This window comes from Candidatus Schekmanbacteria bacterium, from assembly GCA_016219965.1.
Classification (GTDB): Bacteria; Schekmanbacteria; GWA2-38-11; order GWA2-38-11; family J061; genus JACRJM01.
In genome coordinates this window covers 470,992-484,078 of the sequence record JACRJM010000007.1, presented here as the reverse complement: position 1 = coordinate 484,078, position 13,087 = coordinate 470,992, and the positions used below count along the sequence as shown (strand labels likewise).

The window sequence follows — 13,087 nt, the reverse complement described above, 5'->3', positions numbered from 1 at the left end:
GAAATTATGAAGATACTCCTTTTTTCTTCAATAGGTTAAAATACAAATTCGTTGTTTTTTCAATCATTTTTTCTATTGAGAAGAAATCTTCTGCGCGTTTACGCGCTTTTATCCCCATTGATTTTTTAAGATTTTCATCCTGGAAAAGCTGTAATATGCGGTCGCTCATTGTATTAAAATCGCCTGCTTTTACAAGAAAGCCTGTTTCTCCTTCCTCTATTGCTTCCATGTTCCCCCCCACATCTGTTGCAACCACAGGTTTGCCGGATGCCATTGATTCAAGAATTACATTGGAGAATCCCTCTTTTAGAGATGAGAGGACTGAAATATCCGAGGCTGAAAGGATTTCAGGTATGTCATTGCGCCTGCCTGTGAATATCACATTCCCTTCTATCCCTGTTTCTCTTGCAGCTTTGAGAGCTTCTTCGTGAGCCCTGCCGCCCCCCACGATAAGGAATCTGACTTTCCCGGGATATTTTTTTATCACTTCTGCGGCAGCCTTAAAAAAAGTGAGATGATCCTTCTGGGCAACAAGTCTTGCTATGTTTACGACAGTCTTTTCCCCTTCAGCTATTTTAAATTCTTCGATTATTCTATTTTTCCCGGGGTAATCAGGGCGGAATTTAGATGTGTCCACGCCGTTATATATGACTGTGCATTTATCCTCGTTTAATCCGGTATTTTCGATGAAATCTTTTTTCACTTCCCCTGAGACAGCTATCACAGAATCGCGAATGGGGTTTACAAGCCTGTCCATGAATGCCTGGCGTTTTGTATCCCACTGAGCTACATTATGTACATTGGATATCACTACCGGAACCCCGGCAAGCCAGGCTGAGATTGTTCCTGATATGCCCGGACGGTACATATGGGTGTGGACTATGTGTGTTTGATTTTCCCGTAAAAATTTTGAAAGCTTTCTTAAGCTTGCCGGATGCAGCCGCCCTTTGAAATGAATCAGATGTACAGGTATTCCCTGTTCTTCAAGCTCATGAGCAAGTGCTCCCTTTTCACGGATGCAGACAACTGAAACATTAAAGGCATCTTTTAACTTTGGAAGGAGTCCGACGAGCCTTCTCTCAACTCCCCCCACAGGAAGGTCTGAGATTATCCTTACTAGGTTAAATTTCCTCTGCCCGGTCAATTCTTCTGCCTCTTGCAACTTACAAGTTCGTAGTATAGGTTCTCAATGTTGTTTATCCTGCTTTGAAGGGAGAATCTTTCAAGCACTGTCCTGTAAGCGTTTTCTCCCATAAGGGCAAGTCTCTCCCTGTCGCTTAAAAGACTTATCATCGCCTCTGAAAGGGCGTCCGGGCTTTTGGGTTTTACAAGTATTCCGGTGACTCCCTCTTCTACAAGCTCAGGATTTCCAGCAATGCGTGTTGCTATGACAGGTTTCTTCATTGCAAAGGATTCCCTTATTGTTCCCGTAAGCCCTTCTCCGTCATAGGAAGCATTCACGGTTATGTCCATCCCTGCCATGAGTTCCGGGATGTCGTCCCTGAAGCCAGTGATGAATATGCTTTTCCCGATGCCAAGTTCATCTATCTTTGCCATGAGGTTCTTGAACGTATCCCGTTCTTCCTTGTATCCTCCGACGATGAAGAACTTTGCTTCAGGAAAACGTATGAGGACCTTTGCCGCAGCCTCTGCAAAATATATGTGTCCCTTCCAACTTCTTATGTTAGCCACTATACCGACCACAGGATATGCATTGTTTATTTTGAATTCATTCCTCATGGCAAGGGGGCTTATCTGCCAGTTGAATCTTTGAAGGTCAGTGCCGCCATAGATAACACGCACTTTGTTCTCCTTAAGGCCGGAGCTTTTTACTGTTATGTCCTTTACTACAGATGAAACTGCAACCACTGCATCAAGTTTGCCTGAGCGGTATTTCAGCCTGTTGAAAGGATCAAGCGGAAACATAACTCCTCTGTTTGCAACAAGCGCAGTCCGCCTGTTCCCGATAAGTGCAAAAAGCGAAAGGGAAAGGGCCAGTCCCTTGTGTGCGTGAACTACATCAACTTTCCGCTCTGCAATTATCTTTCTCAGTGCCATTATGGATTTAATGTCCCATTCATTTTTCATGGAGACTGTTTCAACAGGTATCTTCATGTCCTTTGCCCGTTCCACAGCCTGTTTCCCGGGTCTTGTAATAAGAAGGGAATTATGTCCTTTATCGAGCAAGGCTTTGGCAAGCTGGTAAGCCTGGAATGTGCCTCCGCTATGACAGCCTGCTCTGGGTATAATCTGGATGATGCTCAGGGGTTCTTTCATTTTTCTGATATTCAAATCTTGGCGTATGTTATCGCCTTCTGTGCCTGGTATTTTCCGCCTTTGTCGGCATATGAAACGGCGCAGGTTTCATCGCTTTCGATGAACACTGCCTGTGAGATGCCTTCCATGGAATAAGCTCTAACCTTTGAAGAAGATATGTTTGAGATGGCGATCGTGATGAATCCTTCCCATTCAGGTTCAAGAGGGGTGATATTTACAAGCAGTCCGCACCGTGCATAGGTTGATTTGCCGAAGCAGAGAACTATTATGTCGCGCGGGATGCGAAAGTATTCGAGAGACCTTCCAAGCACTGTCTGTCCCGGCTCTATTTCGAGAACAGGAGCTTTTACATTTTTATATACTGATATATCCAGATTTTTGGGGTCTATGGTTGCTGTCTCCCGGTTCCCCTGGGGGACCCTGTACTCATCGAAAAGCCTTAAGTCATATCCGTAGGAAGAGACGCCGTAGGATATGTTCCCTTTTTTTATCTGGCTTGCCTCGAAGGGTTCTATCATCCCTTTTTCTTTAGCCATCTTTACAAGCCAATTGTCAGATTTTACAGACATGATTATTTTATCAGGTTCATGAATTCCGCCCTTGTTTCCGGGCGTCTGAAAGCGCCGAGTATTGCGCTTGTAACGACAAGGGAGTTCTGCTCTTCAGTTCCCCTCATTATCATGCAGAGGTGCTTTGCCTCAATAACTACAGCGACTCCAAGGGGATTAAGCGCCTCTTCGATGGTTTTTGCAATCTGGTTTGTGAGCCTTTCCTGTATCTGGAGCCTCTTGGAAAAAACGTCAACGAGGGTCGCAAGCTTGTCAAGGCCTACTATCTTTTTACGCGGGATGTATGCCACATGGCACTTGCCGAAAAAAGGGAGAAGGTGATGTTCGCAAAGACTGTAAAGGTCGATCCCCTTAAGAAGGATCATTTCCTCGTAATCTTCGGTGAACGTGGAATCAGGGGAACTGAGTATGCTTTTTGGGTCGATGCGGTATCCTTTTGTGAGAAACTCGATAGTCTCCCGCACGCGCTGCGGAGTTTTGAGGAGTCCCTCCCTTCCTACATCTTCGCCGATATCCGTTAACACCTTTTTTATGAGATCTTCCATATTAGTCCTAATGAATTATTCTTATAATTACTGCCAAGCCACTTGCTATCTCTTAGAGTAACCCTCTGTAACGCTCCGGGTCAAGAATAAAAGGATTGCTCTTTTTTTCATTTTGAATTGTTGTATTCTCCCCGTGTCCGCAATGAACCATCGTATTCCCGCTTAAAGGGACCAATTTGTTCATTATAGAGCTCATGATCTGATTGTAGTTTCCACCCGGCAGGTCAGTTCTTCCGATTGAGCCGTGAAAAAGCGTGTCTCCCGTGAATATGAAATTGCCAAACTTATAGCATGTCCCGCCCTGCGTATGTCCCGGGGTGCAGATAACTTCTATTTGGAAACCACCTATTTCAAGCGCTGAATCCTCTTTAAGGAAATTGTCAACACGGGGAATCTCTCCGAAGGAAAACCCGACCATGCTTGCCTGTTCATTAAGGGATGAAAGAAGTTTTAAATCTGCCGCATTAAGATAAAATGGGATGCCGTAATCTTTTTTAAGTCTGTTTACAGCCCCTACATGGTCAATATGCGCATGTGTAGCAAGGATTGCCAGAGGATTGAGATTTTTCTTCTTAATCAATGATATTATCCTTTCCTCATCATCACCCGGGTCTATTATTATGGTTTCACCGCTTTCTTTGCTCACCAGAAAACAGTTTTCCATAAAAGGTCCCACAACAAGGCAGTCTATGTTCATTCTTTTCCCTTCCATTTTTCTCCGCCGTTCCAGACTTCCTTTTTCCAGATAGGGGCTATCTCCTTTATCCTGTCCATTATGTATTTACAGGCTTCAAAACCTTCGGCACGGTGCGGAGAAGAGACTGCGATACCTACGCTTGCCTCGCCGACTCCAAGTTTTCCGACCCTGTGAACCACGCTGATATGGCAGATGTCGAATTTCTTTTTTGTTTCTTCCCCGATTTCTTTGAGTTTGTCTTCCGCCATTTCCTTGTAGGCATCATAGTCAAGATAGCTTACCCTTTTATCTCCTTCTATCCCTCTTGTGACTCCAAGGAAGGTGACGATAGCGCCAGCCGCTTCATCTGCTACCTCCTTTATAAGGGTATCAATCTTTACTTCATCATCTATGATCTTGTACATATCAGCCCCCGCTTACAGGAGGTATAAGTGCTACTTCATCTCCGTTTTTCAATACTGTTTCTCTCTTGCAATATTCCCTGTTTACGGCAACAAGGAGCGATTCGTTCATATCCGCTATTATTGGATACCTGCTTTTAAGCTTTTCCATTGTGTCATGCAGGGTTTCTCCTTCTGCGGCCTCAATCTCCTCAGAGCCTTTCCCGACCTTTTCCCTTATAGCTGCAAAGTATAGTATTTTTATTTTCATAATCAGATACCGCCTGCTATCTTTGGATATACTTTTTCCCGTGCATCTTCAAGATCCTGCGGGAAATCTATCTCGATCCAGGGGAGCCCTCCGGTGCTCACAGCATGCAGCGGGTGGACTTTTGTCATCTCTTTAAAAGCATAAGGCGCCCATTCATTTACTTTTCCTTCCGAGATTATCCTGTCCATGATGGAGTAAAGGATCTTTCCTCCGTCAACGCCGAATTTAATAAGCCCCACGTTTTCCCCTTGTGCCTCGGATGGGGGCATGGCCTTACTCATGTCTATGACTTTGCCGTCCTTTACCTTTACCTTCATCTCCTCTTCCCCCATGCCGTCCTTGAAATCAACTGTTATACAGTTTTCTTCCTTAAAATTGAGAAGCTCTTTTAATATTAATGGATGGAAGAGGACATCGGAATTGAGTATGAAGAATGAGTTCCCGGAAAGCGCTTCCCTTGCAAGCCAGAGAGAATAGATACTGCTCGTTGATTTATACTTCTCATTGAAAATATAATGAAAATCATTTCCAAGTTTCTCTCTCAGAAGACCCTCTCCATGTCCTGTCACTATCACTATGTCTTTAACGCCGCAGGAACGGAAGCTCTCTATCTGGTAGTTGATTATTGCCTTGCCGCATATCTCAAGGAGGCATTTAGGCCTGTCCTTGGTGTAGGGCATAAGCCTTTTGCTTTCCCCTGCGGCTAATATTATTGCCTTCATTTAAACTTGCTCCTCATTAACTTAAACTAAGACTTAAACTAAAACTTAAACTAGCAACTTACTCCTAAACTTGCTCGTTAACTTACTCATCAAGCTCGAGATATCTGTAAATGGAAGATACAGCTTTTTCAGTTGCCTTCCCCGGGTTGTAAAAAAGGTTTTCTGCCAGCCTTCTTCTTACCTCAGAATGTTCTGCCGGATTTTCAATTCCCTTCTGCACAGCAGACTTAATTTGAGGGATTGTCTCCACAGTGTAGCCTGATTTTCTTCCCCAGACTTCAAGGTCAACCGTATTTTTGTATCTTTCAAGCAAACCGGGAGTATCTATGAATACGATGGGTCTGTCAAGAAGGGCAAACTCATTAGAGACTGAACTTAAGTCTGTAATCAAGAGATCGCTTGCGAAAAGGTAGGGCACGATATCATAATCCTTTATAATCCTTGTTTTCCCTTTTTCCAGAGGAGCAAGCTTTTCCCTCCAGTCAACAGGGTTGCGGTTAAGGTCATAGGAATGATCATGTATCTTTACAAGCACGTTTAGCCCTTCATGAGAAAGCTCGCTTATAAGGGCTTCGCCCACTGTATAAAGGGATGACTGCTGGGACCATGTCGGTGCATAAATGACTGTGGGGATTTTTGGATCAAGCCCCATCGGCTCCAGTATTTTTTCGCGATTTAATGAGCCGTCAAAGAACCTGTCGAGTTTCGGCATCCCGACTTTTTCAATGCGTTTGTCATCCTCTTTAAGGAGACCATCGCTTACGAACTTGCTCCGCATGTATTCGCCGATTAAAAAAAGCTTGTCGAACTGATAAACTTTGTCAGAATATGCCTTCCCCTTGAATGATGCACCGTGGAACATATGGACTTTAAAGCTGCATCTCTTCCCGGCCATCATTATGTCAGGACTTATGTAGAGATCGAACCTTTTAAGCCCCGCGAGCCTGAAGTTTAAAAGATTTACATTAATAAGCCCGAGAACATCCCTGTAAAGCCTGTCAGGATTTTTTGAACCCTCGAACTTGGATGTGAAGGTTATCTCTATGCGAGGGTCCTGCTCAAGCTTTCTGTGGATGGTGCTGAATACAGCATAGTTCATGGGGGATACAGCGTAGAAAAGGATCTTCTTTTTCTTATCCATGTTTAGCGAGTTGACTTTCTTTCAAGTACCTCATGATAAATTTTTTCAACTTTTTCACATCTAATCTTGTTTGTGCATTTTTGAAGTACAATTTTTCTTCCTTCCAACCCCATTTGCTTTCCCTCATCCATATGGTTTAGCAGATAAAGAATAGCATCTGCTAAAGCATCCGGGTTTTTTACCGGAACAAGCATTCCGGTTTTTTTATGTATCACAATCTCGCGGTTCCCCGCAACATCGGTTGATACAACAGGTCTTGCCATTGCAAGGGATTCCCTTATTGCGCCTGTAAGTCCTTCCCCCTTTGTCGCAGAACAGACAGATATATCCATTGCTGCGATTACCCTTGCGATGTCATTGCGGAACCCGGTGAAAAGAAGGTTTTTTTCAATCCCCATCTCCTTTGCGATAGGGAGGAATTTTTCCTCAAGCCTGCTTCCAACCATCATGAAAAGCACATCACTCCTTGCTGCAATGACCTTCTTCGCCGCTTCAAAGAAAAGAGGATGCCCTTTTTTCCCCTGCGGCGCGGCAATGTTGCCTATTACAGGGACATCATCCCTGATATTGAATTCTCTTCGCACTTCTTTACCGTCAATTTCTGGGGTGAACATCTCGGGGTCGAAACTGCCATAAACGACTTCAATTTTTTCAGCCGGCATTCCGGATTTTTTTACAAGAACATCTTTTACCGCCTCTGCAACAGCCATTACCCTGTCGAGTTTCTTCGAAAAAAAGAGCTTCTTTTCGTTTTTAAGGATGTAGTTATTCCCTCTGTTTGTGAAAAGGCTTTTAAGTTTCATGCCGCTTGCTGCTCGAAGTATAAAACGAAGAGCAATATCGCGATGCGTATGAATGACATCGTAGTCGTTTAATTTCAGTATCCTTCTCATCCTCAGGGCTTCACGGAAAGAGTTCATTCCGAAGAACTCAAATTCTATGGAGTAATCTTTAAGCTTCTTGATGGAACCCATGTCCTTTTCAGTGACTGTGCCATCTTCCATGTTGAATATGCATTTTACCTGATGCCCTCTTTCTTTTAATCCCTTGGCAAGGAGGAATGCCTGCACTGCACCCCCTCTTTCAAGGTTCCTGTGCGAGAGCACCTGAAGTATATTGAGTTTTTTATTCACAGTTTATTCTCTGTTGAATTATTATTCTGAATGGCTTGGGAGTTCCCGCGGCAGGCGCCTGCGGTTTAGCGCCAGAGCGGGACTCCCAAGCTATTTTAGTTTAAGTTTTTTCCATTTTCAAAAGTCTGTATATTGATTCTACAGCAGCCTTTGTTGCCTTTCCATGATTGCAGAATATGTCATCTGCCACTGCCTTCCTTATCTTGCTTTTTTCTTTTGGGTTTTTAAGCGCCTCGCCAATAGCGGCATCAAGCTCTCTGATACTGGAAGCAACAGTGCCGGCTTTTCTCCCCCATGTGTCCAGGTCAAGGGTCTTCTCATAGTCCTTTAGAAGCTGAGGAGAGTCGAGAAATATTATGGGGCGGTCAAGAAGAGTGAATTCATTTGCCACCGAGCTTGCATCGCTTATCAGTATGTCGGAGGCGCACATATAGGGAACAATATCGTAGTCCTCTATTAATCTTGTGTTCTCCCCTTTTTTTTCATTTATCAGCTTTCTCCAGTCAACACTGTTCCTGTCAGGGTCAAAGAGGAGATCATGGAGCTTTATAAGGAAATTGACTTTCATTCTACTCATACCACTCAAGCCACTCATGTATTTTAAGATTTCTTCCCCGTATGTGTATATTGATGAACTTTCTGAATGTGTAGGTGCATACATGATGGTAGGGAGAGATGGGTCAAGGTTCAAGCCCTTTAAAATCTCTTCTTTCCTGTACGTGCCATCGAGAAGTCTGTCGAGCTTTGGTATTCCTGTCATCTCCATTCTGTGGTCGCCGGCCGGCAGAAGCCTTCTTTTTTCTATAAGTCTTTTCATGTAGGGACCTGCGATGAAGAGCTTGTCAAAATTGCTTATCTTCCCGCGCACAGTGCTGTTCCTGAACGATACGCCGTGGAAAAGATGAATTTTGACCGGTATCCTGTTATTTTCAAACCCGAAGTCACAGCAAAGCAGCATGTCAAACTTCATGAGACGGGCAATTTTTTTTATGATTATCTTTTCTTCTCCAAGTTCGCTGAAGAATGGATAGGCATTCCGATGTTTCCTTTTTTCCGAGAAGCGGAGGGTGAACCTTATATCAAGCCTTTCATCCTCTTTCAAAGCCTCATAGATAGGCTTAAGTATGGCGTAATTCATAGGTGTGGCTATGTAAAAAAGAATTTTTTTCTTTTTGGTTTTTATCATTTTCTTTTGTTTAGCTCTTCAAAGTAGAGTTCTTCAGTTAAGGCAACCATCCTTTCCTCTGTGAACTCCTCTTCTATCATTTTCCTGCCGGCTTCCCCAAACTGCTTCCTAAGTGCGGGATTTTCAATCAGCTCGATGAGCTTCTCTCCAAGCTCTTTGCTGTTTCCCGGCTCAAAAAGGAATCCGGTCTTACCATCACGCACAGATGTATGGATCCCTCCCAGGTCTGCCGCAACGACAGGTTTTTTCATAGCAAATGCCTCAAGTATGGCTGTTCCAAGGGATTCGCCGGAAATTGGTGTGAGGGTGAATATATCGAGGGCTGCGAGGAATTCCGGTATATCTGTCCTGAAACCCGCGAATATTATGGAATCCGTCATCCCGTATTCTTTTACCTTTTCCTTAAGCCTTTTTTCTTCAGGGCCGTCTCCGGCAAGAATGAACTTAACGTCAGTTCTTTTTGCTGTGATTTCCCTTGCTGCCTCAATGAGAACATCATGGCCTTTCTCCCTGGCTAAACGTCCGGCCATTCCTATAAGGATGGTCTCTTTATTTATATTGAACTCAGCCCTTATCTTTGCCCCATCATTTTCTGTATCGAATCTGTCTAAATCTACGCTGCTGCATATTATTTTTATTGATTCAGCCGGGATGAGCTTGTTTTCTTCAAAAATCTTTGTGACCCCGTCGGACACAGCTATGACCTTGTCTATCATCTTTCTGTAAAGAAGTTTGTTGAAAAGATGAGTGCTTACCTGAAAGATGTTGTGCCTTGTCCTTATTACTAAGGGTTTTTTCTTAGAAAGATGCGCTGCTGTGGCGGCTATCCATGTGTCCTGCGAGCCGTGCGTATGGACAATATCTATCTCCTCGGACTCGATTAAATTCTTTATCTTTAGGACTTCTTGTATCTTGTTGAACAATGAGAACTTTCGTGAGAATTCAAGCTCATCATATACGTTCAAGCTCTTTGCGCGCGCTCTCCCGGCGAGAGTGCTTCCGCGGGGGACAGCAATTATCACGAAATGGCCAAGCTTTGTCAGGCCCTGGGATTTAACCAGCACCCTGTTAGGCTGACCTCCCCAGCCTCCCCTGTGATTGTTGGTCTGTAATATCCGCAATTTCCTCTTCATTGTTTTACTGTACTCCTTTTCCCTTTTTTTTCTATTGCCCTGTAATAGAGGTCTTCAGTTTTTTCAACCATTATATCTTCTGAGTATCTTTCAAGCACCTTTGCCCTTGCGCGCTCACCCATCTTTTTTGCTTCTGCTATGTTGGAGAGAAGCTTTTTTATACCCTGAGCAAGGGCTCTACCATCCTTTTTATTCACAAGATAACCAGTGACCCCCTCCTCGATAAATTCAGGAAGCACTCCTACCTTTGTCACAACACAGGGTTTTGCCATCGCCATTGCCTCAAGGGTGCCGCGGCTTGAGCCCTCTGAGCCTATGGATGGGAGGACAAATATGTCAGATGCAGCAAGTATCTCCGGAATGTCAGTCCTGAAGTCGAGAAATCTTATGTTTTCTTTTATTCCTAATTTATCCGTAGCAGCAGTTAATTCTTCAAAAACTCCAAGGTTCCCTTTTTTCCCTTTCTGGCCGGCAAGGAGCGCTACAGCCTGCGGGAAATCCTTAACTACCTCTTTCATTGCCTCAAGGAAGTAAATATGTCCCTTTATCCTTGAATAACGAGCTATGACCGAGATGACCGGTGTTCCCTCTTTTATGCCGAACTCATTTCTTACGTTGCTGCCGTAAAGTTTAGGATTGAACCTTGAGATGTCAACACCGTCGTAGATTGTTTCTATCTTGCTCATGTCATAAAGGCCGCGGTCAAAGTAATGCTGTCTTATTGTTTCAGCCACAGTGATTACAGCATCAGTGTAATTGTTGAACATATAAACGTTTGCCTGGTTTCTCTTTACCGGTACAACTATGTGGCGTGTCCTTATAAGTGCAGGATTCATAGATGAGCGAAGTGCTGCAACCGTTCCGATCCATCCCTCAGGAGATGAGTGCATGTGGACAATGTTAATTTTTTCTTCGTCGATTATCTCAGCTATTGTTTTTATATCATTTAAAAATGTACTTATGAATGACGGAGTGGGTTTAAAGCCTGCCTTCATTCCAACAGTCGTTATCATTTTTAAATTCTTTTCCTTCAGCATGCTGAAGCCGAGGCTGCTCTCCCTGCAAACGTATATTACCTTGTGCCCCCGTTCATGGAGTTTTTTGACTATGGCCATGGCGCTTGCACCGGAGCCTCCGCGTTTTCTTGTGCTCGACATGTGAAGTATGTTGAGTGGTTTTTTCATATCAGTTTTCTCGCAGCGCTCATTACCATATCCACTGTTACAAGGTCCATGCATTCATCATAACCGCATTTCCTGTCATCGCAGGAGGTTGTACATTTTATATCAGGCTTAAGCACTATGCGGCGGCTGTCCTCATATCCCCATCTTACGGGCGAGCATGCAAACTTGGGATCGAAGATTGAAATCATGGGAACATTGGTCGCTGCTGCTATATGCATGGGACCGGTGTTATTTGTGATGAAGAGGGAACATCTTGAAATCAATGCCGCAAGCTGGAGAATGTCCGCCTTGCATGCAATGATGCATTCATCCCCGCCATTTATTCTTACATTTTCTGCCAGCTTTTCCTCGCTTGGTCCCCAGAATATGAGCACCTTTGCACCGAAATTCTTTTTAAGCGCCTTTGAAAGCTCTCCGTAATTTTTTTCAGGCCATTTGCGTGCAGAGAGCCCGCTGCCGGGATTAATGCCGATGAGGATGTCTTCTTTTTTAATCCCTTGCGATAAAAGAAATTCATCTGCGTAAAGGAAATGTTCCTTTGCCGGGAATATTTCGGGCATTGAGTGCTGCGGCTCCGCTCCTGCAAGTTTGATTAAATCCAGAGCATAATCTATTTCATGTTTTTCAGCCTTTGAGCGCTTGAGATATATGGTACGGTTAAAAAGAAACTGGTACCACCTTCCGCTTGTAGAAATTCTTGTTGGTATTCCTGCAAGGATAAGAAGAATCGCTGTTCTTAAGAAAGGAAAAACTACAACAGCGGTATCGAAATTCTCTTTTCTTAATTCACCTGCAAGTCTTATGATCCCGCTTATTCCTTTGTGCGTCCCTTTTGAATCATCAACGATTACACTGTCAAGATGGGGGTTGCCCTTTACCACGTCCTGTGCATATTTGCTTACAAGGGCTGATATGTAACCGGTTGGAAAAGAATCTCTCAATGCCTTTATGGCCGGAGTCGCAATGACAAGATCTCCGACCTTGTCATTTCTTACAAGCAGGATTCGCCGGTTAAGAAGGTTCTTGTTGTTGGTTTTGTTGCCGGGCATAAAGTCTTTCCCAGGCTTTTGCGTATTTGATGTAGACATAATAAGATGACAGTACTGCCAGGATGATCCCCCTAATTCCGTCAAGAAAGCCCGCTTTTAAAACATACATTTTGAAAAAAGTAAAGCATGGCCGGAATAAAAGATGTGCGACTCCGATATGTTTGTGCTTCTTGCAGACATCTATGGCTGCCCAGTCAGTGTATCTTTTCATTTTCCGTATATACTGGTCTAATGAGTTGTATGAATAATGTATGAAAGGCTCCTTAATCATTCCCACTGTTCCATCTATTATCATGTCTGCATGGACTTCCTTTTCCTCATATCTTCCCCTGTCTCGCATGAAAAGACGTATGTTGAGGTCATTTTTATAACCCCAGCCGCCATGTTTTACTTCACAGCCTAAAAAGAAGTTTTTTCTGGGGATGTAGAACCCTGAATCTGATGGATTCCCTTCAAGTATCAGTTCAATCTCTGCACGAAGGCGAGGGGTCACCCTTTCGTCGCTGTCAACAATGAGGATCCATTTATGCGATGCCTGCGGGATTGCCCAGTTTTTCTGTGTAGCCGAGTTTATGTATTCATGCTGGATGATCCGGTCAGTGTATTTGCGGGCTATCTCTATTGTGCGGTCGGTGCTAAAGGAATCAACGACAAGGACCTCGTCTGCCCATTTTACGCTTTCAAGGCAGGCGCCTATGTTTTCTTCCTCATTATAAGAAGGAATCAGGGCTGTTAGTTTTTGTTTCATATAGATGTCAGAAAATGTTTATAATCAAATCTTAACCTTAAAAATAATAATA

15 protein-coding genes are annotated in these 13,087 nt (G+C 43.8%); all 15 read right to left on the bottom strand.

Annotated features, from left to right (window positions below; genetic code table 11):
• Positions 1 to 4 precede the first annotated feature (4 nt).
• On the bottom strand, positions 5 to 1,144 hold the full coding sequence (locus tag HZA77_10675; protein MBI5375890.1) for a glycosyltransferase: 1,140 nt from the start codon (positions 1,142 to 1,144) through the stop codon (positions 5 to 7).
• The gene (locus HZA77_10670) at positions 1,141 to 2,277 is read right to left on the bottom strand and encodes a glycosyltransferase family 4 protein (protein MBI5375889.1); all 1,137 of its coding nucleotides are present in this window, start codon (positions 2,275 to 2,277) and stop codon (positions 1,141 to 1,143) included. The genes HZA77_10675 and HZA77_10670 overlap by 4 nt, the downstream gene beginning before the upstream one ends.
• 11 nt (positions 2,278 to 2,288) lie before the next feature.
• Positions 2,289 to 2,846 (bottom strand): dCTP deaminase, encoded by a 558-nt coding sequence (locus HZA77_10665; GenBank protein MBI5375888.1) that lies wholly within the window; start codon positions 2,844 to 2,846, stop codon positions 2,289 to 2,291.
• Between the two features lie 2 nt (positions 2,847 to 2,848).
• Entirely contained in the window at positions 2,849 to 3,391 is a 543-nt protein-coding gene (gene folE / locus HZA77_10660; protein MBI5375887.1) for a GTP cyclohydrolase I FolE, read from the bottom strand.
• A gap of 52 nt (positions 3,392 to 3,443) precedes the next feature.
• The gene (locus HZA77_10655) at positions 3,444 to 4,103 is read right to left on the bottom strand and encodes an MBL fold metallo-hydrolase (protein MBI5375886.1); all 660 of its coding nucleotides are present in this window, start codon (positions 4,101 to 4,103) and stop codon (positions 3,444 to 3,446) included.
• Positions 4,085 to 4,492, bottom strand: a complete 408-nt coding sequence (locus tag HZA77_10650) for a molybdenum cofactor biosynthesis protein MoaE (GenBank protein MBI5375885.1) — start codon at positions 4,490 to 4,492, stop codon at positions 4,085 to 4,087. Before HZA77_10650 ends, HZA77_10655 begins: the two co-directional genes overlap by 19 nt.
• A 1-nt stretch (position 4,493) precedes the next feature.
• On the bottom strand, positions 4,494 to 4,739 hold the full coding sequence (gene moaD / locus HZA77_10645) for a molybdopterin converting factor subunit 1 (GenBank protein ID MBI5375884.1): 246 nt from the start codon (positions 4,737 to 4,739) through the stop codon (positions 4,494 to 4,496).
• A gap of 2 nt (positions 4,740 to 4,741) precedes the next feature.
• Positions 4,742 to 5,461 carry a phosphocholine cytidylyltransferase family protein gene (locus tag HZA77_10640; protein ID MBI5375883.1) on the bottom strand — a complete coding sequence of 240 codons (720 nt, stop codon included), beginning with the start codon at positions 5,459 to 5,461 and terminating at the stop codon, positions 4,742 to 4,744.
• Between the two features lie 82 nt (positions 5,462 to 5,543).
• Positions 5,544 to 6,602, bottom strand: coding sequence for a CDP-glycerol glycerophosphotransferase family protein (locus HZA77_10635; protein MBI5375882.1), 1,059 nt, complete (start codon positions 6,600 to 6,602; stop codon positions 5,544 to 5,546).
• A gap of 2 nt (positions 6,603 to 6,604) precedes the next feature.
• Positions 6,605 to 7,735, bottom strand: a complete 1,131-nt coding sequence (locus HZA77_10630; protein MBI5375881.1) for a glycosyltransferase family 4 protein — start codon at positions 7,733 to 7,735, stop codon at positions 6,605 to 6,607.
• Between the two features lie 100 nt (positions 7,736 to 7,835).
• On the bottom strand, positions 7,836 to 8,921 hold the full coding sequence (locus tag HZA77_10625; protein MBI5375880.1) for a CDP-glycerol glycerophosphotransferase family protein: 1,086 nt from the start codon (positions 8,919 to 8,921) through the stop codon (positions 7,836 to 7,838).
• Entirely contained in the window at positions 8,918 to 10,054 is a 1,137-nt protein-coding gene (locus HZA77_10620) for a glycosyltransferase family 4 protein (protein ID MBI5375879.1), read from the bottom strand. Before HZA77_10620 ends, HZA77_10625 begins: the two co-directional genes overlap by 4 nt.
• Entirely contained in the window at positions 10,051 to 11,238 is a 1,188-nt protein-coding gene (locus HZA77_10615) for a glycosyltransferase family 4 protein (GenBank protein ID MBI5375878.1), read from the bottom strand. Before HZA77_10615 ends, HZA77_10620 begins: the two co-directional genes overlap by 4 nt.
• Positions 11,235 to 12,287 (bottom strand): glycosyltransferase family 9 protein, encoded by a 1,053-nt coding sequence (locus HZA77_10610; GenBank protein MBI5375877.1) that lies wholly within the window; start codon positions 12,285 to 12,287, stop codon positions 11,235 to 11,237. Before HZA77_10610 ends, HZA77_10615 begins: the two co-directional genes overlap by 4 nt.
• Positions 12,250 to 13,035, bottom strand: coding sequence for a glycosyltransferase family 2 protein (locus HZA77_10605; GenBank protein MBI5375876.1), 786 nt, complete (start codon positions 13,033 to 13,035; stop codon positions 12,250 to 12,252). The genes HZA77_10610 and HZA77_10605 overlap by 38 nt, the downstream gene beginning before the upstream one ends.
• Positions 13,036 to 13,087 lie beyond the last annotated feature (52 nt).

What these genes read in the sequence shown, in the direction of transcription:
- HZA77_10670 (MBI5375889.1), bottom strand. Translation starts at nt 2,277, where the DNA reads ATGAAAGAACCCCTGAGCATCATCCAGATTATACCCAGAGCAGGCTGT.
- HZA77_10665 (MBI5375888.1), bottom strand. Translation starts at nt 2,846, where the DNA reads ATGTCTGTAAAATCTGACAATTGGCTTGTAAAGATGGCTAAAGAAAAA.
- folE (MBI5375887.1), bottom strand. Translation starts at nt 3,391, where the DNA reads ATGGAAGATCTCATAAAAAAGGTGTTAACGGATATCGGCGAAGATGTA.
- HZA77_10655 (MBI5375886.1), bottom strand. Translation starts at nt 4,103, where the DNA reads ATGGAAGGGAAAAGAATGAACATAGACTGCCTTGTTGTGGGACCTTTT.
- HZA77_10650 (MBI5375885.1), bottom strand. Translation starts at nt 4,492, where the DNA reads ATGTACAAGATCATAGATGATGAAGTAAAGATTGATACCCTTATAAAG.
- moaD (MBI5375884.1), bottom strand. Translation starts at nt 4,739, where the DNA reads ATGAAAATAAAAATACTATACTTTGCAGCTATAAGGGAAAAGGTCGGG.
- HZA77_10640 (MBI5375883.1), bottom strand. Translation starts at nt 5,461, where the DNA reads ATGAAGGCAATAATATTAGCCGCAGGGGAAAGCAAAAGGCTTATGCCC.
- HZA77_10635 (MBI5375882.1), bottom strand. Translation starts at nt 6,602, where the DNA reads ATGGATAAGAAAAAGAAGATCCTTTTCTACGCTGTATCCCCCATGAAC.
- HZA77_10625 (MBI5375880.1), bottom strand. Translation starts at nt 8,921, where the DNA reads ATGATAAAAACCAAAAAGAAAAAAATTCTTTTTTACATAGCCACACCT.
- HZA77_10620 (MBI5375879.1), bottom strand. Translation starts at nt 10,054, where the DNA reads ATGAAGAGGAAATTGCGGATATTACAGACCAACAATCACAGGGGAGGC.
- HZA77_10615 (MBI5375878.1), bottom strand. Translation starts at nt 11,238, where the DNA reads ATGAAAAAACCACTCAACATACTTCACATGTCGAGCACAAGAAAACGC.
- HZA77_10610 (MBI5375877.1), bottom strand. Translation starts at nt 12,287, where the DNA reads ATGCCCGGCAACAAAACCAACAACAAGAACCTTCTTAACCGGCGAATC.
- HZA77_10605 (MBI5375876.1), bottom strand. Translation starts at nt 13,035, where the DNA reads ATGAAACAAAAACTAACAGCCCTGATTCCTTCTTATAATGAGGAAGAA.